This window comes from Moritella marina ATCC 15381 (genome assembly GCF_008931805.1).
GTDB lineage: Bacteria > Pseudomonadota > Gammaproteobacteria > Enterobacterales > Moritellaceae > Moritella > Moritella marina.
The window spans coordinates 4559185-4582222 of record NZ_CP044399.1; the positions used below are offsets into that span (position 1 = coordinate 4559185).

Annotated in this window: 23 protein-coding genes; 11 read left to right on the forward strand and 12 right to left on the reverse strand. The window is 41.2% G+C overall.

Going from position 1 to position 23038, the window contains the following annotated elements; genetic code table 11:
• Positions 1–100 precede the first annotated feature (100 nt).
• The 7 genes from prfA (at position 101) to rlmM (ending at position 6799) form a co-directional block, all read left to right on the forward strand.
• Positions 101–1189, forward strand: a complete 1089-nt coding sequence (gene prfA, locus FR932_RS20640) for a peptide chain release factor 1 (RefSeq protein WP_019442053.1) — start codon at positions 101–103, stop codon at positions 1187–1189.
• Between the two features lie 14 nt (positions 1190–1203).
• Positions 1204–2043: a peptide chain release factor N(5)-glutamine methyltransferase gene (prmC, locus tag FR932_RS20645; RefSeq protein ID WP_019442054.1), complete on the forward strand. Its 840-nt coding sequence runs from the start codon at positions 1204–1206 to the stop codon at positions 2041–2043.
• On the forward strand, positions 2043–2420 hold the full coding sequence (locus FR932_RS20650; RefSeq protein WP_019442055.1) for a SirB2 family protein: 378 nt from the start codon (positions 2043–2045) through the stop codon (positions 2418–2420). The genes prmC and FR932_RS20650 overlap by 1 nt, the downstream gene beginning before the upstream one ends.
• Positions 2420–3334, forward strand: coding sequence for a SirB1 family protein (locus tag FR932_RS20655; protein WP_019628975.1), 915 nt, complete (start codon positions 2420–2422; stop codon positions 3332–3334). Before FR932_RS20650 ends, FR932_RS20655 begins: the two co-directional genes overlap by 1 nt.
• A 39-nt stretch (positions 3335–3373) precedes the next feature.
• Complete coding sequence (gene kdsA / locus FR932_RS20660) at positions 3374–4228, forward strand: 3-deoxy-8-phosphooctulonate synthase (protein ID WP_019442057.1); 855 nt, start codon at positions 3374–3376, stop codon at positions 4226–4228.
• A gap of 327 nt (positions 4229–4555) precedes the next feature.
• Positions 4556–5464 (forward strand): transcriptional regulator GcvA, encoded by a 909-nt coding sequence (locus tag FR932_RS20665; protein ID WP_019442058.1) that lies wholly within the window; start codon positions 4556–4558, stop codon positions 5462–5464.
• A 198-nt stretch (positions 5465–5662) separates the two neighbouring features.
• Positions 5663–6799, forward strand: coding sequence for a 23S rRNA (cytidine(2498)-2'-O)-methyltransferase RlmM (gene rlmM / locus FR932_RS20670; protein ID WP_019442059.1), 1137 nt, complete (start codon positions 5663–5665; stop codon positions 6797–6799).
• A 101-nt stretch (positions 6800–6900) separates the two neighbouring features.
• On the opposite strand, the gene FR932_RS20675 is transcribed toward rlmM, so the two are convergent.
• From FR932_RS20675 to queF, 7 genes are all read right to left on the reverse strand, one after another.
• Positions 6901–7347 (reverse strand): hypothetical protein, encoded by a 447-nt coding sequence (locus FR932_RS20675; protein WP_019442060.1) that lies wholly within the window; start codon positions 7345–7347, stop codon positions 6901–6903.
• A 312-nt stretch (positions 7348–7659) separates the two neighbouring features.
• Positions 7660–8667 carry an isocitrate dehydrogenase gene (locus FR932_RS20680; protein ID WP_019442061.1) on the reverse strand — a complete coding sequence of 336 codons (1008 nt, stop codon included), beginning with the start codon at positions 8665–8667 and terminating at the stop codon, positions 7660–7662.
• Positions 8668–8932: 265 nt separating this feature from the next.
• Complete coding sequence (gene xni / locus FR932_RS20685) at positions 8933–9712, reverse strand: flap endonuclease Xni (RefSeq protein WP_019442062.1); 780 nt, start codon at positions 9710–9712, stop codon at positions 8933–8935.
• An 18-nt stretch (positions 9713–9730) separates the two neighbouring features.
• Entirely contained in the window at positions 9731–11092 is a 1362-nt protein-coding gene (ppnN, locus tag FR932_RS20690) for a nucleotide 5'-monophosphate nucleosidase PpnN (protein ID WP_019442063.1), read from the reverse strand.
• A 97-nt stretch (positions 11093–11189) separates the two neighbouring features.
• On the reverse strand, positions 11190–12719 hold the full coding sequence (locus tag FR932_RS20695) for a GGDEF domain-containing protein (RefSeq protein ID WP_019442064.1): 1530 nt from the start codon (positions 12717–12719) through the stop codon (positions 11190–11192).
• A gap of 90 nt (positions 12720–12809) precedes the next feature.
• The gene (locus tag FR932_RS20700; RefSeq protein WP_019442065.1) at positions 12810–15029 is read right to left on the reverse strand and encodes a tetratricopeptide repeat protein; all 2220 of its coding nucleotides are present in this window, start codon (positions 15027–15029) and stop codon (positions 12810–12812) included.
• A gap of 228 nt (positions 15030–15257) precedes the next feature.
• Positions 15258–16112: an NADPH-dependent 7-cyano-7-deazaguanine reductase QueF gene (gene queF / locus FR932_RS20705; RefSeq protein WP_019442066.1), complete on the reverse strand. Its 855-nt coding sequence runs from the start codon at positions 16110–16112 to the stop codon at positions 15258–15260.
• Between the two features lie 110 nt (positions 16113–16222).
• Here queF and syd point away from each other — a divergent pair, with 110 nt between their 5' ends.
• Positions 16223–16792, forward strand: a complete 570-nt coding sequence (syd, locus tag FR932_RS20710) for a SecY-interacting protein (protein WP_019442067.1) — start codon at positions 16223–16225, stop codon at positions 16790–16792.
• Positions 16793–16876: 84 nt separating this feature from the next.
• Here the strand turns inward: syd and FR932_RS20715 are convergent, their stop codons facing one another.
• The 5 genes from FR932_RS20715 to FR932_RS20735 all read right to left on the reverse strand — a co-directional run bounded on the left by FR932_RS20715 (position 16877) and on the right by FR932_RS20735 (position 19757).
• Positions 16877–17638: a Zn-ribbon-containing protein gene (locus FR932_RS20715; RefSeq protein ID WP_019442068.1), complete on the reverse strand. Its 762-nt coding sequence runs from the start codon at positions 17636–17638 to the stop codon at positions 16877–16879.
• A gap of 38 nt (positions 17639–17676) precedes the next feature.
• Positions 17677–18003 (reverse strand): hypothetical protein, encoded by a 327-nt coding sequence (locus FR932_RS20720; RefSeq protein ID WP_019442069.1) that lies wholly within the window; start codon positions 18001–18003, stop codon positions 17677–17679.
• A 54-nt stretch (positions 18004–18057) separates the two neighbouring features.
• A complete protein-coding gene (locus FR932_RS20725; RefSeq protein WP_019442070.1) occupies positions 18058–18288 on the reverse strand; it encodes a DUF2789 domain-containing protein in 231 nt (76 codons plus the stop codon).
• A gap of 61 nt (positions 18289–18349) precedes the next feature.
• Positions 18350–18646 carry a DUF3301 domain-containing protein gene (locus FR932_RS20730; RefSeq protein ID WP_019442071.1) on the reverse strand — a complete coding sequence of 99 codons (297 nt, stop codon included), beginning with the start codon at positions 18644–18646 and terminating at the stop codon, positions 18350–18352.
• Positions 18647–18701: 55 nt separating this feature from the next.
• Positions 18702–19757, reverse strand: a complete 1056-nt coding sequence (locus tag FR932_RS20735; RefSeq protein WP_019442072.1) for a DUF3549 family protein — start codon at positions 19755–19757, stop codon at positions 18702–18704.
• A gap of 194 nt (positions 19758–19951) precedes the next feature.
• Here FR932_RS20735 and FR932_RS20740 point away from each other — a divergent pair, with 194 nt between their 5' ends.
• The 3 genes from FR932_RS20740 (at position 19952) to ptsG (ending at position 22953) form a co-directional block, all read left to right on the forward strand.
• On the forward strand, positions 19952–20278 hold the full coding sequence (locus FR932_RS20740; RefSeq protein ID WP_026032194.1) for a YqcC family protein: 327 nt from the start codon (positions 19952–19954) through the stop codon (positions 20276–20278).
• A gap of 13 nt (positions 20279–20291) precedes the next feature.
• Positions 20292–21038 (forward strand): tRNA pseudouridine(65) synthase TruC, encoded by a 747-nt coding sequence (gene truC, locus FR932_RS20745; protein ID WP_019442074.1) that lies wholly within the window; start codon positions 20292–20294, stop codon positions 21036–21038.
• Positions 21039–21492: 454 nt separating this feature from the next.
• Positions 21493–22953 carry a PTS glucose transporter subunit IIBC gene (gene ptsG / locus FR932_RS20750; protein ID WP_019442075.1) on the forward strand — a complete coding sequence of 487 codons (1461 nt, stop codon included), beginning with the start codon at positions 21493–21495 and terminating at the stop codon, positions 22951–22953.
• Positions 22954–23038 lie beyond the last annotated feature (85 nt).

Here is a 23038-nt window from a genome sequence, read left to right on the forward strand (position 1 = left end):
TATCCTTGCCGATCACAACAAAGAAATAATTCATATTCAGTTGCTGAAGCAGCTTATGTCAGACTTCTGCAATCTATTTAACGGTAATACGAGAGTAAAGATGAAAGCATCGATCATTACAAAATTAGAAGCCTTAATCGAACGTCACGAAGAAGTTCAAGCACTACTAGGCGAACCAACGATCATCAGTGATCAGGACCGTTACCGTGCCTTAACTAAAGAATACGCGCAATTAGAAGAGTTAGTTTCTTGCTTTAAAGAATATCAAGAAGCAAAAGAAGATTTCGAATCAGCGGAAGAAATGCTAAAGGACGATGATCCTGATATGCGTGAAATGGCTGTTGAAGAATATAAAGAAAGCAAAGCGACTGTAGCCCGTATCAGTGATGAGTTAGAAGTTTTACTGTTACCGCGCGATCCAAATGACAGTAATAACTGTTTCTTAGAGATCCGTGCTGGTGCAGGTGGTGATGAAGCTGCAATCTTTGCGGGTGATTTGTACCGTATGTATAGCCGTTATGCTGAGAAAAAAGGCTGGCGCTTATCTATCATGAACTTAAGTGATAGTGATCAAGGCGGTTATAAAGAAGTTATCGTTAAGATGGAAGGCGAAGCTGTATTCGGTACCATGAAGTTTGAATCAGGTGGTCACCGTGTACAACGTGTTCCAGAAACTGAATCACAAGGCCGTATCCATACATCTGCTTGTACAGTTGTTGTTATGCCAGAAGTACCTGAGTCTGAAGCGATTAATATTAATACAGCGGACCTTAAAGTGGATACTTTCCGTGCGTCTGGCGCGGGTGGTCAGCACGTAAATAAAACCGATTCGGCTATCCGTATTACCCATATTCCAACGGGTACAGTGGTTGAATGTCAAGATGAGCGTTCACAGCATAAAAACCGTGCGCGTGCGATGTCTATTCTACAAGCGCGTATTCAAGCCGCTGCAGATGAGGTGGTGCGTCTTGAAGAAGAAAGTACACGTCGTAGCTTGGTCGCAAGTGGTGATCGTTCTGAACGTATTCGTACTTATAACTACCCACAGGGTCGTGTGAGTGATCACCGTATCAACTTAACGCTTTACCGTCTAAATGAAGTGATGGAAGGTGAATTAGATGTATTGATCCAACCTATCATTCAAGAACATCAAGCAGATTTGCTAGCCGCACTTGCTGAAGCAGACTAGGTATATTGCGTACTGTGAACACAATTGCACAAATACTGCAGTGGGCTGTCAAGCAGCTCACTGACAGCGAAAGCCCCAAACTTGATGCTGAAGTCATTCTTTGTTTCCTATTAGAGAAAGATCGCAGTTATCTTTTCGCCTGGGATGATAAAGTGCTCGATGATGAAATTATCAGCCGCTTCTCTGCTCTTATCACCCGTCGTCAGGCTGGTGAGCCGGTTGCACATATTCTTGGTTACCGTGAATTTTGGTCATTAGAATTAGAAGTCTCTGCCGATACTTTAATTCCTCGGCCGGATACGGAAGTATTAGTCGAACAAGCGCTTGCTTGTATGCCGACGCAAACTTGCCAAGTATTAGATTTAGGGACTGGTACGGGAGCGATAGCACTGGCGCTGGCATCAGAATCTCCGCAGGCTAGGGTTACCGCGATTGAGTATAACCAAAGTGCTGCAGCATTAGCGCGTCGCAATGCCAAACGTTGTGGTCTTGATGTTGAAGTGTTGCAGGGGAGTTGGTTTGAACCTTTGCAAAGCGGGCTACGTTTTGATGTGATAGTCAGTAATCCACCTTATATCGAAGCGCATGATCCGCATCTGGCGATGGGCGATGTGCGTTTTGAGCCGTTAACGGCATTAGTCGCTGACGAAGATGGTCTTGCTGATCTAAAGCATATAATTAGCCACGGTTATGCATTCTTAAATGCGGGTGGTTGGTTACTCGTCGAACATGGCTTTGAACAAGGTGCTGCGGTACGCGATTTATTTATCGCCGCGGATTACCACCAGGTTATTACTCATAAAGATTATGGTAATAATGATCGTATTACTGTCGGACAACGAAAAGAAGCCTAATGATGGATATTTTTATTTCGTTACATCTTGCGACGCTATTACTAAGCGTGTTGATGTATTTTGTAAATTTTGCCTTCACAGTGAAGCAATCACCGTATCTTGAACATGCTGGTTTTATCAAATCACGTAAAGTGATCGATATGATCACAATCATGATGATTGCGTTAGTGTGTATGGCGTCTGGTCGAGCACCGTTTGTTGATACGGTGATGACAGAAAAATTATTGTCGACGCTGGCAATCGCCTTCATGGTGTTTATGTCATTACAGCAAGGTAAAAACCTATTTTTTCGCTGTTTTGCATTTGCTGGCAGTATCGGCTGGTTATTTTATGTGTATTCGTTAGCCGTTAACGGCGAAGCATATTTGCTGAGGTAATGATGGGATTTGATGCAAATTCAGCGCTGTCAGAAATAGAACTGGCAGACGATGTAGCAGTAGATAATAACGATATTAATAGTCAGAGTGAAGAATTTGACGAGTACGATGATGAGCTCGCTGAAGAAGTACTGATGATTGATAACGTCATGCTCGCGACACTATCAGCCATCGAAATGATAACGGAAAAACCGTTACTCGAAGAGGCTATTATCGAATTAGATGGGTTAATTGAGCTTATCGAGGTCGATATGCAAGGTTTTACTCGTGAAGTTGAAAAGCGAGACCAGTTATTGTATTTGTTTTATCAGCAATTGGGCTTTGCAGGCAACTGGCGTAAATGGTTAGAGCTTGATAGCATATTATTGCACAAAGTGATTAGCAGCCGTAATGGTGTACCACTGTCACTAGGCACGGTATTTATGTACTTTGCCGAGCATTTTGCAGTAGACGTCAAAGGGATATTATTCCCTGGTCAATTTGTGCTGCGTTTTGGTCATGGTAAAGACGAAACTTACGTTGATCCAGCTGACGGCCAAGTGCTGACTCGTCATAAATTACAAGTATTGTTACGCGGAATCGAAGGTAACCATGCCTTGTTAACGGATGATGATTTATTAGAAGCTAACAATGAAATACATTATTTGCGCTTACTACAGGTATTGAAAGCAGCGTTAATTCGTGATGAGCATTTTTCGTATGCATTACGTTGTATTGATTTAATTTTAGAACTTGAACCTGATGAACCGTATGAGATCCGCGATCGTGGCTTTTTATTGCAACAACTTGATTGTAAAAAATTAGCCAGTGAAGACTTTGCTTATTTTATTGAGCAGTGTCCAGATGATCCGATCACGCGAGTATTAGAAGCACAAGTTGAAGAGCTTGCTGTCACCAATGATACGATTCATTAATATTAATTGATTTGAAATAGACTCTTTAAGGTAACAATTATGAATGCAAAAATAGTAAAAATTGGTAATGATATTATTTGTGCCAACGATCTACCATTTGTGTTATTTGGTGGTATCAATGTATTAGAAGACGAACTGTCAACACTACGTGCTGTAGAAGCGTATAAGACGGTAACTGATAAACTGGGTATCCCTTTTGTATTTAAAGCGTCTTTTGACAAAGCTAACCGTTCAAGCATCCACTCATTCCGTGGTGTGGGCATGGAAAAAGGCTTAAACATTTTCAAACGTGTTAAAGAAGAATTCAATGTGCCAATCATTACTGATATTCATACTGAAGCACAGTGCCAACCGGTTGCCGATGTTGTTGATGTGATCCAATTACCTGCTTTCCTTGCTCGTCAAACCGATTTAGTCCAAGCAATGGCGGCAACAGGTGCAGTGATTAATATTAAAAAACCACAGTTTATGTCACCGCATCAAGTCGGTAACATCGTTGATAAGTTTGCCGAATGTGGTAATGATAACGTGATTATTTGTGAGCGTGGTCATTGTCACGGTTATGATAACCTGATCGTTGATCCATTAGCATTTGGTGTGATGAAAGAGATGACACAAGGTACGCCAATCATCCTAGACAGTACGCATGCAACACAACAGCGTGATGCGGGCAGTGCTGCATCTGGTGGTCGTCGTAAGCAAGTACCTGAATTAAGCTACGCAGGTTTAGCGACAGGTATTGCGGGCCTATTTATTGAAGCACATGAAAATCCGGCTCAAGCGCGTTGTGATGGACCATCGGCATTACCATTTGCTAAGTTAGAAGCCTTTTTAACACAAGCAAAAGCGATTGATGATGTAGTGAAGAGTTTTACTGCGATTGATATCGACTAATTTCAGATATAAAAAAAGCGCTGTAATAATACAGCGCTAAACAACCTTTGATTTATAATACAAATGTATTAATAATATTATCAAAGGTTTAAAAATAAGTAGTGACTACTTAAAGGCCTAAACCAAAAAGTTTAAGCAAACAAACACAACATTACATAACAAAGACTAACTAATATAAATAATACTAATTAACGAAAATATCGGGAATAAGTAAAATAAGTATTAAGTCCTATATACATACGCGCACTATAGTTATGTTCTGGCAATCTGGCAATTGACAAATTATAATGTTTCGCATTAGTTTTTCTTATCTAACTGGACACCGTCATGTCACGCAGACTTCCGCCTTTAAATTCGTTACGTGTTTTCGAAGCCGCCGCTAGACATTCTAGCTTTACGCGCGCATCTGAAGAACTTTATGTGACACAAGCCGCTGTTAGCCACCAAATTAAAGCGCTTGAAGAGTATCTGGGCATTAAATTGTTTCGTCGTCAAAACCGCGCGTTATTTTTAACGGAAGAAGGTCAGAGCTATTTTCTTGATATTAAAGATACGTTTTCTTCATTAGTGGATGCGACTGAGCGTTTATTAGCCAGAGGGGCAAAGGGGTCGTTGACGGTAAGTTTACAGCCGAGTTTTGCCATTCAATGGTTAGTGCCACGACTATCTTTATTTTCCGAACTGTATCCTGATATTGATGTACGTATTAAAGCGGTTGATATGGACGATGGTTCATTGACTGATGATGTTGATGTCGCGATTTATTATGGCCGTGGTAAATGGAAGGATTTACACGCGCAGAAACTACATACTGAGTATTTAGTCCCCGTTTGTTCACCGCTATTATTGAATGGACCGAAACCATTAAAAACCCCCGGTGATTTAAAATTACATACCTTATTACATGATACATCACGTCGTGATTGGACTGCTTGGTTTAAGCAAACCAACATTACGGATATCAATGTTAACCAAGGCCCCATTTTTAGTCACACATCAATGGTACTACAAGCGGCTGTACACGGCCAAGGTGTCGCATTAGGACACAGTGTGCTTGCGCAACCAGAAATCGATGCAGGTCGGTTGGTTCGTCCTTTTAATGAGGTGTTAGTGAGTAAAAATGCTTATTATGTGGTTTGTCGCGAAGAGCAAGATGAACTCGGTAAGATAGTGGCATTTCGTGATTGGATGATGTCCTTGGTAGAAGTAGAACAACAAGCGTTTGTGGAGAATTAATTCATCACGAACTCACTAAATCCTTGGTGTTATATCGTCAAGGGTTTAGACTGTGCGGCTTTTGTATGCAAACCAATTCAAAATTCCAGTATTCTGCACTGGTTTGTGTATATTTTATGAATTTTTAATCTCGGTATTGTATCTATACTGAGTATATATCGTCAGCGATGTTGATGATGAAAATGAGGTTATTAGAAAATGAATGGTGTTTTATTATATTGCCGTCCTGGTTATGAAAAAGAATGTGCTGCTGAGATCCAAGCACGAGCGACTGCCATGGAGGCGTATGGTTTTGCTAAAGTAACGCCAAATTCGGGCTATGTTGTGTTTGAATGTCACTCTGCTGACGATGTCGATACACTAGCGAAAAAATTACCACTTTCATCATTGATCTTTGCTCGTCAAATGATTGCACTGCATGCGCGTGTTGATGACATGCCACTTTACGACCGTGTAAACCCAGTTGTTGCCGCTTGTGAAGGCATTGAAGGTATGGGTGAGTTACGTGTGGAAATGCCTGATACCAATGAAGGTAAAGAGCTATCTAAATTCTGCCGTAAGTACACAGTGCCATTACGTCAATCACTGCGTAAAAATGATCATTTATTATCGAAAGAAAATAAAAACCGTCCTGTACTGCACGTATTCTTCATTGATAACGTGAGTGTTTATATCGGTTATTCATATAGCTTTAACAATTCGCCACTCCCTATGGGCATTATGCGTCTTAAGTTCCCAGCGAAAGCGCCAAGTCGTTCGACGCTAAAACTTGAAGAAGCATTCCACACCTTCATTCCAGCGGATCAGTGGGACCGACGTATCGGCGGTGCTATGCGTGCGGTTGATTTAGGCGCTTGTCCTGGTGGTTGGACGTATCAGTTAGTACAACGCAGTATGTTTGTTGTGGCAATTGATAACGGAGCAATGGCTGAAAGCCTGATGGAAACCGGTCAAGTTAAGCATTTCGAAGAAGATGGTTTTAAATATGAGCCAGCGAAAACGACGATTGCTTGGACTAACCGTAAATTGAATGGTAATAAGGTTAAGGTGCCTGAAAACCCGCCAGTAGATATGCTGGTATGTGACATGATTGAGAAACCTGAACGGGTGGCACGTCTCATGTGTAAGTGGTTAATGAATGCATGGTGTAAAGAAGCCATCTTTAACCTTAAGTTACCACTTAAACGTCGTTACCATACACTGGAAGATTGCTTAGCGATTTTAGATAAGCAATTGGATGACCGTTTTGTGGTTCAAGCCAAGCACCTTTACCATGATCGTGATGAAGTGACGGTACATGTTGCTTGGACACACTTCATTCCTGAAGACAAATAAACGACACGGTATTTATTCATAAGGCTAGTTAACGCTTCAATAAAGCCATTAAACATCACTGCGGTGAACTGTTTAATGGCTTTTTTATTGCTGCATTAGCTCTATTTAAAGCGATATTTAAAGTAGAGTAGTGGATCTTCACCACGTACTCTAATACCAATGATTGCACCTTCAATGCCCATATTATAATAAGCCTCGTGTTGTATTATGCCGTTCGATTTAACTTTCGTCTTTATCGTCACTCGTTCGTAATCGAGTAGCAGGTAAGGACTACGTTTGAGGCTGTAATGTAGGTTTAAACTTAATCGACCGATGTCTTTGAGTCGGGGAATAAACAGCCGGGTAATATCGGGATCAACCCACATATTTAACAGTTGCAGTTGCGCCGTTCGTTTACGCTTGTTACTGCTTTTTTTTACCACAAGCAAAGGTTGTTTTAATTCGAATTGTGGTGTGGTATCTGTTGTAAAAGGAGGCTCATCTAGCGGTTGATAACTCGCATAATATGGCGTTGAAAAAGCTGTCCCTAGGTTATTCTCCGCGGCCAAACTCGACCTACTTAATAGGCTTATTAAGAGTAAAACAAAGAGGCAGTTAGTTACCATATATCACCAATAAGGCTGATGAAAACTTAACTATAGCTCGGTATGGATAAATTACTAGGTGAGAATATGACTACAACTACGACTACAATAACGGGCTTGATGAGAGTGAGTGCAGAATGAAGAAGTAGGCGGAATTAATTGGAGTAGTAGTTACTCAGCATATCGAATGCTAAGTAACTGAATTATAGAACGAGTAAGGCTAATCATTAAGGATTATTCTTATTACAAGTCGAACTCATTCATATGCGTAAGCTGTTACAGGCGTTCTAAGATAGCTTGGGTAAAGTCTGTTGTTCCATGACTACCACCTAGATCACGTGTTGTTCTATCGCCAGATTCAATCACATCACGTACCGCGTTACGAATATTGTCCGCTTGCGTTTTCATCTCTAGGTATTCTAGCATTTGAATCGACGCTAAGATCACTGATGTTGGGTTCGCTAGGTTTTTACCCGCGATATCAGGTGCGCTACCGTGTACAGCTTCAAAGATAGCTGTGTCTTCACCGATATTTGCGCCCGGAGCCATACCTAAACCGCCCACTAAGCCTGCGCATAAGTCAGATAAGATATCACCAAACAAGTTAGTCGTCACAATCACGTCGAAACGTTCAGGGTACATCACTAAGTTCATGCATGCCGCATCAACGATCATTTCTTCTGATTCGATTTCAGGATAACGTTTTGCAACTTCACGCGCCACTTCAAGGAACAGGCCTGACGTTGTTTTAAGGATGTTAGCTTTGTGGATTGCGGTTACTTTTTTGCGGTTTTCTGATTTAGCTAATTCATAGGCTGCAACACAAATACGCTCTGCACCATCACGGGTAATAATACTTTTTGCTTCCGCTTCACTGCCGTCATCAGATACGATTTGCCCTGCACCTGAGTACATACCTTGTGTATTTTCACGCACGGTAATGATATCGATGTTTTCATAGCGGCTACGCGTGCCTTTAAATGATAATACTGGGCGTAAGTTCGCGTATAAATTGAAGTGCTTACGTAATGATACATTGATTGAAGTAAAGCCTGCACCAACGGGTGTTGTTAATGGACCTTTTAAGGCTACTTTATTCTTTTCGATTAAATCTAATGTCGCTTTTGGTAGTAGCTCACCTGAAGTTTGTAGAGCAGCAAGACCTGCATCAGCAAAGTCATATGCGAAATTACAGCCAGCTTTATCTAAAATTTGAATTGCAGACTCAATAATATCCGGACCAATACCATCACCTGGGATCACTGTAATTCTTGTTTGCGTCATACATATTCCTTATTTAATTTGGCTTACTTTCAAATGAAAATATTTTGTTGCCGTATGGTAACAAAGTATTGCTCACTTGTTAATCCAGTTGCTGCTGTAATTTGGCTAAATAGAGGGTTTCACAGGGGGGATGATGCATTTGTTAGAGATAGATCTAGATATTCGCTTTTTCTATACTATTAAAGGTTGGTGCAACGCTTAATGACGGCGCTCGATTTCTAACATTAAGCGTTACAACTTATTATTTATAACGCTTAATGTTAGATTAAGGCTGATATCGCAAGTCTTTTAAATTGAATCCCAGTGGAATATCAATTTTGAGTTGGGCGAGTTGCTGGGTGATGTAGGCCATCTCTTTATGCGTATCAAGTTTTTCTCGCAGTTTGGGCTTTAACTCTTCGCTCGCATAAATAGCATCTAAGTTAGGGTACTGGGTGAGTAGTTGTGTCGCTGTTTTAGGTCCTACACCGGCGACTCCTGCTAAGTGGCTGCCACTGATCCCAACTAATGCCCAATAATCCGCAAGTTGCTGTGGTTTTACGCCAAATTTATCGTCGATAAATTCTTGATCTAACCAGCGCTTATTAAAATAATCACGTATTTGAATGTAAGGTGTTAGTAGCTGGCAGTAGCCTTTATCCGTTGAGATAATGGTGACTGGTTGTTGTTGGGCTGACATCTTTATCGCGAGCGTTGCAATTAAGTCATCAGCTTCATCTTGCTCTGTTAATAGCGAGTCGACGTTTAATTCCCACAGATCATCTTGGATGAACGTCAGCGCTTGTTGTAGTGACTCTGGCATCGGCTTACGATTCGCTTTGTATTCTGGATAGATCTCATGTCGCCAACCAGTTTGCTCAGCATCAAACACCGCGACAACATGCGTCGGCGCGGTGATCGAGAGTAGTTTTCTTACGGCATGCTTAATTGTTTCACGCGTTGCGTTAATTTGCGCAGCAGGATCATCACTTTGATTTAGTTGCACTGCATGTACTCGACGGATCAGATTTAATGCATCGATAATTAATAAGTGATTTTTAGGCATATCTCGGTTTCATCAAAGTTAGCTAGGCTTAATTATTTCATAACAAGGCTCATATTTACTACCTGGAAGCTTCATTCTGTTCTGTTTTATGAAACTTTTTAATAAATTGTCCATTAATTGCATTAATTTCGGGTCACCTTGCAGTTTAAATGGGCCATTTTTTTCAATCGCTTTGATCCCCGAGTCTTTAACGTTACCAGCGACAATGCCTGAAAAGGCTTTACGCAGGTTCATTGCGAGTACTTCTGGTGCTTGCTCAAGGTTGAGGTTTAAGGCTGCCATGTGCTGGTGGTTGGGGATAAATGGCACCTGAAAATCGAGTTCAATTTTAAGACTCCAATTATAAGAATACGCATCACCAATCGCGCGGCGGTATTCGTAGGTTTTTTGCATCGCTTTTTTCATGATTTGCGCAGCACTTGACGCATCATCAATAATGATTTGATAATACTTCTGCGCTTCAAAACCCAATGTCGCCCCAATAAAGTCATCAATGGTGGTGAAGTACTCTTCACTTTCTTTCGGACCTGTTAATACGATGGGTAAAGGCTGACGTTTATTCTCGGGGTGCATCATGATGCCCAGTAAATAGAGTAGCTCTTCAGCTGTGCCAGCACCACCTGGAAAAATGATAATGCCGTGCGAAAGACGGACAAAGGCCTCTAAGCGCTTTTCTATATCCGGTAAGATCACTAATTCATTGACGATAGGGTTTGGCGGCTCTGCTGCGATGATGCTTGGCTCTGTCAGGCCAAGGTAACGACGTTGTGCTACCCGTTGCTTAGCATGACCTACCGTTGCGCCTTTCATTGGCCCTTCCATCGCACCGGGTCCACAACCTGTGCATATATTCATCTCGCGTAAACCTAATTCATGGCCTACCATTTTGGCATATTCATATTCGGGTGAGCGAATCGAATGCCCACCCCAGCAAACGACCATATTGGGATCGGAATCTGATTTGATCACGCGCGCATTACGCAAGATAGAAAATACTTGGTTGGTTAGAAATGAGGATAAGTCCTTTTTTGGTACCGGGACTTTTTCCATGTAACTATCAACATAGAGAATATCGCGTAATACAGAAAACAGATGCTCTTGAATACCGCGAATTATTTCGCCATCGACAAAAGCTTGCTCTGGTGCGTTGTGTAACTCGAGTTTGACGCCACGCTCTTGCTGGACAACACTGATATCAAAGTTACGGAAAGCTTTTAAGATCTCACTACTTGAATCAGTACGAGAACCGGAATTTAATACCGCCAGCGAGCAATTGCGGAATAATAAATATAAATCACTGGTGGCTTTTTGTTGTAAGCGGTCTACTTCAAGTTGTGATAGTAGATCCATACTACCGACGGGTTTGATGTGGGTGATCATAAACTAAACTCCTGTCTGAGACATTGACGATGAGCAGATATAATCGGATGTTAACAGGTGATTATCGCTAGACTTATCGTCGCAGGTCTCATTAAGTTTAGATCCTAATGATGACTTTATCTCGTCCCGAACTTTTTGCTTCATATAAAGCTTGGTCAGCACGCTCAAAAGGTTCCACTGTTTCGTTGTCGTCGGCAGAGAACTGGGTGACGCCGATTGAAATGGTAATTGAGATTTGTTTACCTTTAAATCTAAACGGGATGTTTTTGATAGTATTGCGCAGTTTATCTAACACAGCTTGTATTTCATTTGGCGCTAAATCACTCAGTAACAATACAAATTCTTCACCACCAAAGCGGGCAATAAAATCAGCACTTTTAATTGATTTCTGTAGTGCCCTTGCGACTATTTTAAGCGCTTTATCCCCGGCGATATGTCCGAATGTGTCATTGATGTTTTTAAAATGATCTATGTCGACCATCGCGATGGTGGTATTGGTTTGATAACGTTGCCAACGCTTGAATTCCAGTTTAAAACGCTCATCTAATGCGGTGCGGTTATAGACTTGCGTTAATGAATCTAGGTAGAGTTTATGCTGCTGTGCTTCTAAACGCTGTGTGTGCAGCAAGGTTTCTTTTTTAAGTTCTTCAAGCTGGATTTGTACCGCTTTTATTTGTGCTTCAAGTCGGATCTTGTCCTGTAGTAGTTGTTCCTGCTGCTGAATACTGCTTGAAATGATCTCTAACCCTTGTTGCACATGTTGTTTGGTTTCTTCTAAGTTATCGCTGGTACTGATATCGAGATCTAAAATATCAATACGCTCTTTCAAGTTTTCTAATAAACTCATTTGTTTTTTGCTGATGTTGTCGCTATCAACTAATGAATTATCAAATTTATAAGCAATGTTATTTAGTTCTTCAACGATGGCATGCAAAAAGGTTTTTGAAGCGAGACGTTCTTCACGTGCACCTTCAATCACGTTGTTAATTATCTGTAGGCAAATATCAACGAGTTCGTGGCTTGCAACACCTTGCAATAAGCGTTGGCGAATTTTTTTGAGATTAGAACCAAAGCCACCTGAAAAATCCAGTTCATTGATTAAGCGTTGTAAATCATCACATATCTTTTTATGGGCGATTGCTGTTGCTGATAGGTTATGGTTATTATCGCCGCTAGATTCTTGTAGATTTTTGATCGCATTATGATAAATGCAAAAAAGTGATTGGACTTTGGCTTGTAATGCGACGACGGCACTTGCTTTTGGTTCCGCTAATACTAATTGTAATTCTGCGGTCAGTGCTGGGTCGTGTTGTAATAAGTTGATGAGTGAGGTCGCTGCTTGGGATACGGCATTATCAGCAATTTTTAAGGAATCAGATAATACGTTCGGTTGTAGCATTACCTGACGTTCGACCTGTTTGATGTTAGTGATGATTTCATCGTCAGACGCACTACGCTCAAGAGTGGCTTTCAGTTTACTCACTTCAATGTTTAGCTCGTTATCGATCCCTCGTGTTGCACCGAGTAAACGATTGATGAAGGCTAATAGCATTGCAGTGTTAATTTTAGTGTAGCCGTTGGCCTCACTTGATGGTGTTACTGAATGCGTATCTTGTGATATCTGCATGAAAACTCTTCACATTGGTTAAATCAAAGATGAAGATTAGCTTACCACTATATATACATCTATAAAATAGTTTGCGCTTAAAATGTATGTTTACAACCAATTAATATCATTCTTGTCGGCTGATGAAGTGACTTTAACTAAACCTTTTTCAATTGCCTGTTTAGAGCGATTCCAAACATCACCATGGAAAAATGCCGGTTGTGTATAGGTTAATGCACTTAACTGAACCCAGCTATTTTGTTTGTTTTTTTGACTTAGTTGAGTGGCACCAGATAATGCTAAGGTCGCAATATTTAATAGTTTTTTACTATCTATCGCCGTCGGATACTTAAATAAGAATGGGTGAGAAACCATGCCTATCGAGATATCTTTACTGAAGTTAAGTTGGCAATCAAACTGCTCAAACCAATCTAAAATATAGTTCGCAATGACTGCTGGATCATAGTTTTTATTTACTTTTCGAACTAATAGTAATTGTGAGTCATTTAATTGAAATAAACGTTCAGAATCATTTAGTTGAAGTAGTAAATAAGCACCTAACTCGGTTTCGATCTTATTGACCAAGGAAAGGCTATGTTTCTGACGTAAAGCTTGTAAAAAATCCAGGTTGATAATAGCACAGCTATGGACACTATTTTGTTTATCGGAATATTCCCAATCCGAGTAAAATCGAGCCTCTTGTAAGGGCGTTGGAATATACTGCTTGAGACTGTTGATGTTATTCAAACCGGTATTTTGATGGAGGTTGTAGTTATCTTCGAGCTGTTCTACCTCTTCGCGCTGTAACTTCATTTTCTGACTATTAACGTAGTACAAGTACAACACAATTAACACAATCGAAGCCAATAAGAACACATTGATAATCAAGTTATGCTTTGCTTGTTTAAGCTTGGTTACTTGCGCTTGTAGTTGATCTATTTTTTGTGATTTTATTTCATTATTTTCTTTGTGTTGATTTGAAACGGGCACTGCTTTTTTTGCGTCAAAGTTAGACTGTTTATTGTAACGTACGAATTGCTTATAGCTATCAAGCGCTTTTGCATATTGATCAGTTTCTTCATACGCTGTTGCAAGATACAGATAGACTGTTTCAAAGTTTTTACTGTTATTGAGCTGACCCGCAATCGCCAGGGCTTTATTTAGTCGCGCTAATGCTTTGTCGTAATGCTGTTGTTGGATGGCTAAATTGGCTAAATGTACAAGTGATTCAAGCAACAAACTATTTTGACCATTGTTGAAAAAAAGTTGTTCAGCGTTAAGTAAATATTGCTCTGCTAAGCTAAAGTTACCCATTTGCAAATAGGTCTTGCCTACTTCGAAGTAAACGGTATTTAATCTGTTTTTTTCATCAAACACTTTCAATAAGTCTAAGGCGTTAAAGTAATAAACTAAGGATAAATTATATTCTTTTATCTTACGGTGCATGCTAGCAAGGGCTAACAAAGAATCCGATAGTTGCAGTTTGTTACCGAGGTTTTGGTAGTATTGCGCAGATTGATTAGCAAAGCTGATAGCCAATTTAAAATTATCTTCGGCAATATATGCCTGACTCATTTTTTTAGTGAGTAGGCCGTTGAGGGTATCTTTATTGTCCAGTAATTTTTGTTGGGCTTTATTGTAAAAATTAATCGCCAACGTGAGTTTATTTTGTTGTTGGTAATTATAGCCAATAGCATAAGCTGCCCAAGCGGCATTATTGGTGAGTGGTGTTTTGGCTGCGTACTTTTGCGCTTCGCGAAACAACGTCATTGATTCTTGATAGTCGTTTAATTTTAGCGCGATCTCACCAGCGATAATTTTGAGGGTGAAATAGCCATTGGCTGTTGGGTTATAGGTATTATTATCAATACTACTGAGCACTAGATCAATGGTTTCTTGTGCCAGTTGAAAATTAGGCAAGGTTGTAGATTGCGCTAAAATGTGGCTTTTAATTAGCAGAGTTTGTTGTCGTAAGTGTAGCGGTTCATTATGGGTCTTTTTTGCCAGCATCTTATCAAGTGTTACGACGGCTTGACCGGTATTATTGGCGTAGAAATAACACAGGGCTTTTTGCTGCTTAATGAGTACCAGATCGGATGGTGTGATCGATTTTTCTCGGATGTGGCTAACACGTGAAACTTCGCTTACGGTGTCTTTTTTTTGTGCTTGCAAGAATTCATCAATAATTTGAATACATTGATAAGGTTGGCTGTATTGTACTTGTTGGCTGCGTTGTAGCTCATTAGGCAATGTCAGCTGGTCAAATAAGCTGGCTACTACGGTGCTGCTAAATAGAAGTGTCGCAAGAAAATAAAAAAAACGTAAAATCATCTGTTTAATATCGACTAGAAAGACCGCTATCACATTCTTATGATTACATGTCCTTATTTTTAAATTAGCGTTCCTTTGCTAATGAGGCCTCGATTGGGGTGAGGTCGCTATTGCTTTATGATGAACAAGGTATCTGGAACTCCTATCATCTGCAACTTTTAAATACTAAACTATTTTACTGCTTTTGTTAATGACTGGCTATTTAAAAAAATACCCAGTCATGTCATGTTATTGGCGGATTAAGCGAATATTCTCTATGTTAGCATCACAATTGGTTCTGAATGGATTGATATCCAAGCCACCTCTGCGGGTGTAGCGTGCATAAACAGTTAATTGCTCTGGCTTACAGAAGTGCATTATATCGGTGAAAATACGTTCAACGCATTGCTCATGAAATTCATTATGCTGACGGAATGAGATTAAATAGCGTAATAATGCTTCTTGGTCGATTTTGTTACCTTGGTAAGCAATATAAACGCTGCCCCAATCTGGCTGGTTGGTGACCAGACAGTTTGATTTAAGCAAGTGGCTGTAAATGATCTCATCAACTTGCTCGCTGTTATCTGCAGCGCCTTGTAATAGTGCGGCATTAAATTCATACCCATCGACGTCAATATCAAGGTGGTCAATGCAAGTGCCGCTAATCTTGGTAATTTGGCTTGGCGCCGTGTCCAAGTCATCGAACATCTCGACTGTAACGGCTCCTTCTGCGCAGCTCGCTAAATCGCGTTGCAGCGTTTCAGTCACCTCTTGTGTCGAGGTGAAGCGGGTTTGATTGAAGCTGTTTAAGTACAGTTTGAATGACTTCGATTCAATTAAGTTAACTGATGTCGCACACACCTTTACTTCAGCAACAGCGACAATCGGTTTACCTTTGCTATTTAACCAAGACAGCTCATATAAGTTCCATAGATCACAGCCCGTGAAGGGTAATTGGTCTGATAGTGCCAGATCATCTCGATTTAATTGTCTTGGTACTGGTTGTAACAAGCTAGGTTGGTATTGAGAGATATATTCTGTTTTTTGCCCTAGGTTGAGTTTATCGAGAGCGGTTGAATCTTGGTAACGGTTTGCTGGTGTCATGGTTAATTCTCGTCTGTTGCAGATAATTTACTTATCAATGGCGAGATTGTAATAAATTTTACTGCGTAGTGATATGCTATAGCCGATTTAATCATTTTTTGGGGAATATAATGACTGCAGCTGTAACCGATGCGTTAATTGCTTTTTATGCGCGCTGTGAACAACTTTGGCACACACAAGATTATTTACCACAGCAAGCGTTTGATCCTGAGTGGGATTCACCTTGTTTTATTGCCGAGGCGAATCAACCACAACTGCTTCCTGGACACAAAGCCTGGTTGCCGATTAAACGCGATGAAATCACTTCTTTTAGTAATATTGAATCGGCGTTAAGTATTGAACTTGAACCTCAAATATCCACTTTTTTCGGCGCTTATTTTAGTGACCATATGCCTGCGAGCTTTAATGATGAGATCATTGAATTGGTACAAGTATGGAGTGAGGATGACTCAAAGCGCTTGCAAGAAAATATCATTGCCCATTTGATGATGAAAAAAACACTGAAACAATCACCAACCTTGTTCATTGCTAGCTGCGCTGATGATATGCAGATCATTGCACTGGATAATGTCAGTGGTGAAGTGGTGCGTGAAGTCTTAGGTAAAGGTATTGCGGAAGTGTTGGCGCCAGATCTGGCTACATTTATTAACCAGTTAACACCGGTGTTACTCGAGCACTAGATTTCGATAAAGTCAGTATAAAACAGCGCAAGTGATAATTCACTCGCGCTTTTTATGTCTTATTCGACTTAATTTAGAGACTAGCTACCAAGGTGAATTTGATAATAAACGACAAGGTTCGCATTTAAAATCAAAGATACCGTGTAGTGATTCGGCTAATTGCCAGTCACCACCACAATTTGGACAAGGGCGTGCTTTCTGGTCATGTTCAGCTGAATCAGCTAAATGATACAAGTAGTAATAAGTGGGTACCTGGCTTTTATGTTCAATCTCTTTTGCTAACTGCCAGCCGGTATTATTCAGCGGGCTGGTTAGGTCCGTTAATGTGTCACTACATGCTTGCTTTAGTGTGGTGCCATGCATTTGTAATTCATCTGTTGAACTCCAATCGACTTGCCAGCGTAATAAATCTTGATGATCGCCAACTGCTGGAGTGGGTAATTTATACAGTGGGATTGGGGCTAGATGTTCACCGCAACGCAGTGGTGAGCAAGTGCTAAGATAATGGGTATATAAAACTTGCCATTCTGGTTGCTGACAAGGGTCGGTATTGTCTGAGTGTAAATCCATGCCTGTTAGACGGACCTTAGGCGCGAGCAATCCCGCGTCACTTAAGGCTTGTAAGCGTTTTTCAACAATGCAGGAATGATGTCTCGGGTGTAAGCTTTCTTCTTCGGGACAAACAACACGGGTAATAAAGACCCCATCATCCATACTGGTTGGGAATTCACGACCTAATATTTGGCCGTTGTAACGTAAGGCATCAATAAGTTGGGTGATCGCACCATCGACAGCATTGATTGTCGTGTCTTGGTAGCATTCAAAAGTCAGTTCTGCAGTAAACAAGGTATTCTCTCAATAGTGTGTTATTGGGGTCATGATCGTTATTGCGTTAATAGCGCTTTTTTTAATGCGGCTATTTCAGCTTTCAGTTCGGTTACTTCTTGGCGTAATGGTGCAAACTCTTCACGTACAGAAGCTATCGCGGTGGCAATCAGTGCTGCCGTTGGGTCTGTCTCTGTGGTTATTTTTGTTGCCACTTGCTTTTCTGGCACGCTAGCATGCGGATCAAACTGCCATGTTTTCAGTGTTTCAATAATATCGCGTAGACCAGCTGGCTGTGTCAGATGCGACTTGATGAGTGCGACACTCGGCTGCTTCCCTTCTAGAGCCACTCGGTTTGCGGCATCAACTATATGCTGTCGGCTCATGGTATGTCTTCCTTAATATTTCTGATTTAGTGGATTAGATTATTTATGTGGCTACTAACGTAACATGGTATCAAGATGATCTATGACTTCTGCCCAGTCGGCATCTTCGTAAATCGATTCTTTGAGAAACAGCGCTTGGGATTTGTTCCAAAACGGCGCTTCAAATAATAATACGCTGGCTTCGATTTTATGCTGATGGATAAAGCGTTTTATGCTTAATTCATCATTTTCTAACCCAAGTTGCGCAAATAACGTTGCTAAGGTTTGCGTGGCTAAAAGCATCATCTGGCTCCAATGTTTTTTTTCAGTATAGCCAGAGATGAGCAACAAGGTTAGTTTATCGCTGTTAATCTATTGCATAAGGTGGAACGATAAACTCTAATACTGTCGGTCCAGCCATCACGAGGCAAGCTTGGTAGGCATTTTCACCATTGCTGCTAAATTCAAAATTAAACTTATAGCGAAACAAACTGCCTTTGTGTGGTAACCAACTAATACCAGCCTGAGCCGTTGATAACCATTGTAGTTGTTGCTGTTGGCAGTATTGTTTGATTAATGCATTGGCTAGTTCAGCTTGTTTACGCAGGTGTGAAAAGATCACAATCCCGATGAACCCAACGACGATGGCTAACAAACTTCCCATATTCTTATTTCTCCGTGATAGCTGTGTCATTCTATATTATTTGACTTTCGCTGGCTTAGCCACGTTGCTGGCGAAACAGTAGACCAATCGCACGACCCAGCGTATTGGTGCGGTTTGGGTTACGTAACATCGCTAATACTTTATTACGCAGTGCAGGGATAGCAACTAGATCTGAGAACAGATAAATAAATAACTCTTCACCTTGTTGTTGCTGTACCGCGGCTTCAAAGAAAGCTAATAATAGCACTTCATCATTCAGATCATGCCAGCAGCGACCTGCTAATGCCACAATCGTTTGGCTAATGTCATTGTGCTTAAACAGTGCAGGGTAAAGATCTGTGCGTAACCCCTGTGCTGGTGCGCTTGAAAAGGCACGGAACAGCATAGATAGACGTACATCATCGGGATTTTCTTGGGCTATTTCTTGGTTTATTAATGCCGCTAACGCTTCACTTAATACCGTTGGTAGTGCTTCATGCTCAAGGGCAAGGCAAAGTGAATACAGCGGTTCTGTTGGTAATGCGGGCAAGGCGGCTGCCAGGTGCTGGGCATTGTTATCACGATTTAGGCGTGCGGCAATGTCGCAAATACCTTGTACACCGACTTCTTGCCATTGCCCAAAACCGAGTTTGTTGGCGAAGTAGTTGTGTGCGGTTGGGTAATATTTGCTTTCGGGGCGAATAAAGTCACGGTTGATAATAGCATTGAGCATGGCGACTTTGTCAGTGCTTGGTTTAAACACATATGGATTTGTTGCCAAGTGTTCTTGTTGTTCTTCACTCGGTGTTTTCTCTAACATTAGCCCCAGTGATTCAACCACCATGTTAAGAAATACATTACGGGTACCTTGGATCAGTAGGCCTTGTTCATCTAGGGGAAATTTAAGAAACCAAAGATAGTGTTGGTTATTCTCATTTTTGTTCCAGAAGGTGATCGCAAATTGAGCATGGCGTTGCAGTGGGGCCGGGTAAGGTCGTTGGGCTGATTCAAATTGCATAAAGTCGTCGGTTGAAATTTTGCTGATCTTACGGCCCATGTCATACACGCGAAATTGAGTCTTTGCTTGTAACAGAAATTCCGATAGCGTGTTGAGGGTATGCATATTTGCCATGATCTAATGTGTCCAAGTGATAAGTAGAGATGAATGGAGCTTAAGTATTTAGGTATTATACGCAAACCCTATCAAGATGCGAATTGAGATCACGATGGACTTTTGTATCTGTGCTTGGCTGACGTATAATGCCGTTAAATTTGTTTGGTTGCGGTGTTAAATTGGCGTCGCGAACCTTAAATCGAGATACAAGTATGACGATTTATTTGCAGGCCCAGCAGTTACTGACTGCGATTGAAGCTGAATTGCAAAACACGGCATTGTGGAATAATGTAAAACCAAGTGCTGACGCGTTAGCGAGTACTGCGCCATTTTGCATTGATACTATGCCCTTTACTGATTGGTTACAGTTTATCTTTTTAGATAAAATGACTCAGCTGGTGGTCATGCAAGTGCCGCTACCTGCGAACATGGGAATACACCCGATGGCAGAAGAAGCTTTTAAAGCAGTAACAGCGGATACGCGTGAGTTATTAGCCCTGATCTTATCGTTTGATCTGCTGTTAAATAAAAAGAATTAGGTAATAAAACACAATGTTAGATATTTTATATCAAGATGAATACTTGGTGGCGATTGATAAACCGGCTGGTTTGTTGGTGCACCGTAGTTGGTTAGACAGCCATGAAACTCAGTTTGCGATGCAAATGGTGCGCGATCAGATTGGTCAGCATGTTTTTCCTGTGCACCGCTTGGATCGTCCGACATCTGGGGTATTGTTATTTGCGTTATCAAGCGAAATAGCAAGGCAGATGAGCGAAATCTTTCAAGCGCACGCGCTAACTAAGCGTTACCTTGCCGTGGTGCGCGGTTGGATTAATGAAGCGGGCACACTTGATTACGCGCTTAAGGTTGAGTTAGATAAAATTGCGGATAAACAAGCTACGCAGGATAAAGAAGCCCAAGAAGCGGTTACCCATTATCGCCCTTTGCATCAGGTTGAAATTCCCTACGCGGTGAGTAAAAATCACCCGACAAGCCGTTATTGTTTGATGGAACTGGAACCACAAACCGGTCGTAAACATCAATTACGTCGTCACATGAAACATATGTTCCACCCGATCGTGGGTGATACTAGCCATGGTGACGGACGCCATAATGTGTTTTACCGTGAGCATTTTGAATTGTCGCGCTTGTTGCTTATTGCCAAATCCTTATCTTTTATTCATCCGGTAACGGCGCAGCCTGTACATATTGAAGCTAATATTGGTGACGAAGTATTAGCTTTATTTGAGCAATTTGGCTGGCCCGCACAAGAAAGTGACTACCGACCAAACGTGTAGTGAAAGGCGTAAAAAACGGTATTTTTCGGTTGTTAACGTACAGATAAACTTAGGTTACACTTTGTTACGTAAGTTTATCTGTAACCCTGTTATTATTGTTGGTTATCTTTTTTTTACAAATCTCGTGTATAAAGGTTTAATCCGTTACTTTTACTGTGTAGCAGGTTAAATGTCAGCTTTGTACCTGCTTTCCTAAAGCAAAACCCTACCATGTCATCACTTCAAGTGAAGCTATATTGATCGCGTTGTAAAAAGAGCGATTCAATTGTACCGTTTTGTACCATTGTGAGTGGCTATTCAAATCTAAACAGCCAATCCGGTAATAGTTATGACTATTGTTTTTAGCAGGCTATAGTTAACTCAACAAAGGAAGCTAATCATGCATCCTCAACAAATTCCGCTGTATCAGGCCACTGTTATAGCACTATTTAGTTTGTTCACTTAGGAGTGAGAGATGAGTAACGCGTTTGCAAATCTACAGAAAGTAGGTAAGTCGTTAATGTTACCAGTATCGGTATTACCGGTTGCGGGTATTTTATTAGGTGTTGGTGCAGCCAAGTTTAGCTGGATGCCTGAAATCTTGTCTAGCATCATGGAACAAGCTGGTGGTTCTGTATTTGGCCAAATGGCGTTGCTATTCGCTATTGGTGTTGCACTTGGTTTTACTAAAAATGACGGTGTAGCGGGTCTTGCTGCTATTGTTGGTTACGGTATTATGACGGCAACGCTAGGTGTTATGGCTGGCGTGATGGGCGTTGAAAGTATCGATACTGGTGTACTTGGTGGTATCCTTGTTGGTGGTTTAGCTGGTTGGGTATTTAACCGCTTCTACACAATTAGACTGCCTGAATACCTAGGTTTCTTTGCCGGTAAACGTGCAGTGCCAATTATTACTGGTTTTGCAGCTATCGCTCTAGGTCTTATCCTTTCTGTTGTATGGCCCCCTGTTGGTGGCGCAATCTCTGCATTCTCTGACTGGGCTGCTTATCAAAATCCTGCTATGGCATTTGGTATCTATGGTGTTGTTGAGCGTGCACTTATTCCATTTGGTTTACACCATATCTGGAATGTACCTTTCTTCTTTGAAGCGGGTGCTTACTGTAAAGCGGTTGATGGTAGTGCTATCACAGCTGCAACTGAAGCGGTATGTACTGCTGCAAATGGCGAATGGTTTACGGGTGAAATCTCACGTTATGTAGCTGGCGACCCGACTGCCGGAAACATGGCTGGTGGTTACATGTTCAAAATGTTTGGTCTACCTGCTGCTGCTATCGCCATTGCACACGCTGCTAAACCTGAAAACCGCGCTAAAGTAATGGGTATCATGGCATCAGCTGCGTTAACTTCATTCCTAACGGGTATTACTGAACCAATTGAATTTGCATTCCTATTCGTTGCACCAGTACTTTATGTTATCCACGCTTTATTAGCGGGTTCTGCTTTCGTAGTGATGATTCTACTAGGCATTAAACACGGTACTACGTTCTCACACGGTTTCATTGATTTCACTGTATTGTTCAGCCAATCAACGAACGGTATTTGGTTACCAGTTGTCGGTCTTGTTTACGCTGCAATCTACTACACAGTATTCCGCGTAGTGATTAAGATGCTAGACCTTAAAACACCGGGTCGTGAAGATGAATCTGAAGAAGTTGCTGCTGCACCAGTATCAACTGACGCAATGGCGGCTGAATTAGTTGCTGCATTCGGTGGTAAAGACAACATTACTAACTTAGACGCTTGTATCACTCGTCTACGTGTAAGTGTTAATTCTATCGATGATGTTGACCAAGATAAACTGAAAGCACTCGGCGCTCGTGCTGTCGTAGTTGTTGGCTCAGGTATCCAAGCAATCTTTGGTACTAAATCTGATAACCTACGTACTGATATGGAACAATACATTAATACCCTATAATCAGTAATACGCTATAATCAGTTCGCTGATTGATTTAAGCCACTGCAGTTGCAGTGGCTTTTTTGTGTCTGGGATAAAGTAAACC

Coding starts and splice junctions, on each gene's coding strand:
- FR932_RS20695 (WP_019442064.1), bottom strand. CDS start 12,719: ATGCAGATATCACAAGATACGCATTCAGTAACACCATCAAGTGAGGCC.
- FR932_RS20650 (WP_019442055.1), top strand. CDS start 2,043: ATGATGGATATTTTTATTTCGTTACATCTTGCGACGCTATTACTAAGC.
- FR932_RS20655 (WP_019628975.1), top strand. CDS start 2,420: ATGATGGGATTTGATGCAAATTCAGCGCTGTCAGAAATAGAACTGGCA.
- xni (WP_019442062.1), bottom strand. CDS start 9,712: ATGCCTAAAAATCACTTATTAATTATCGATGCATTAAATCTGATCCGT.
- truC (WP_019442074.1), top strand. CDS start 20,292: ATGTTAGATATTTTATATCAAGATGAATACTTGGTGGCGATTGATAAA.
- kdsA (WP_019442057.1), top strand. CDS start 3,374: ATGAATGCAAAAATAGTAAAAATTGGTAATGATATTATTTGTGCCAAC.
- FR932_RS20680 (WP_019442061.1), bottom strand. CDS start 8,667: ATGACGCAAACAAGAATTACAGTGATCCCAGGTGATGGTATTGGTCCG.
- syd (WP_019442067.1), top strand. CDS start 16,223: ATGACTGCAGCTGTAACCGATGCGTTAATTGCTTTTTATGCGCGCTGT.
- ptsG (WP_019442075.1), top strand. CDS start 21,493: ATGAGTAACGCGTTTGCAAATCTACAGAAAGTAGGTAAGTCGTTAATG.
- prfA (WP_019442053.1), top strand. CDS start 101: ATGAAAGCATCGATCATTACAAAATTAGAAGCCTTAATCGAACGTCAC.
- FR932_RS20735 (WP_019442072.1), bottom strand. CDS start 19,757: ATGGCAAATATGCATACCCTCAACACGCTATCGGAATTTCTGTTACAA.
- ppnN (WP_019442063.1), bottom strand. CDS start 11,092: ATGATCACCCACATCAAACCCGTCGGTAGTATGGATCTACTATCACAA.
- FR932_RS20740 (WP_026032194.1), top strand. CDS start 19,952: ATGACGATTTATTTGCAGGCCCAGCAGTTACTGACTGCGATTGAAGCT.
- FR932_RS20730 (WP_019442071.1), bottom strand. CDS start 18,646: ATGGGAAGTTTGTTAGCCATCGTCGTTGGGTTCATCGGGATTGTGATC.
- rlmM (WP_019442059.1), top strand. CDS start 5,663: ATGAATGGTGTTTTATTATATTGCCGTCCTGGTTATGAAAAAGAATGT.
- FR932_RS20700 (WP_019442065.1), bottom strand. CDS start 15,029: ATGATTTTACGTTTTTTTTATTTTCTTGCGACACTTCTATTTAGCAGC.
- FR932_RS20725 (WP_019442070.1), bottom strand. CDS start 18,288: ATGATGCTTTTAGCCACGCAAACCTTAGCAACGTTATTTGCGCAACTT.
- FR932_RS20665 (WP_019442058.1), top strand. CDS start 4,556: ATGTCACGCAGACTTCCGCCTTTAAATTCGTTACGTGTTTTCGAAGCC.
- FR932_RS20720 (WP_019442069.1), bottom strand. CDS start 18,003: ATGAGCCGACAGCATATAGTTGATGCCGCAAACCGAGTGGCTCTAGAA.
- queF (WP_019442066.1), bottom strand. CDS start 16,112: ATGACACCAGCAAACCGTTACCAAGATTCAACCGCTCTCGATAAACTC.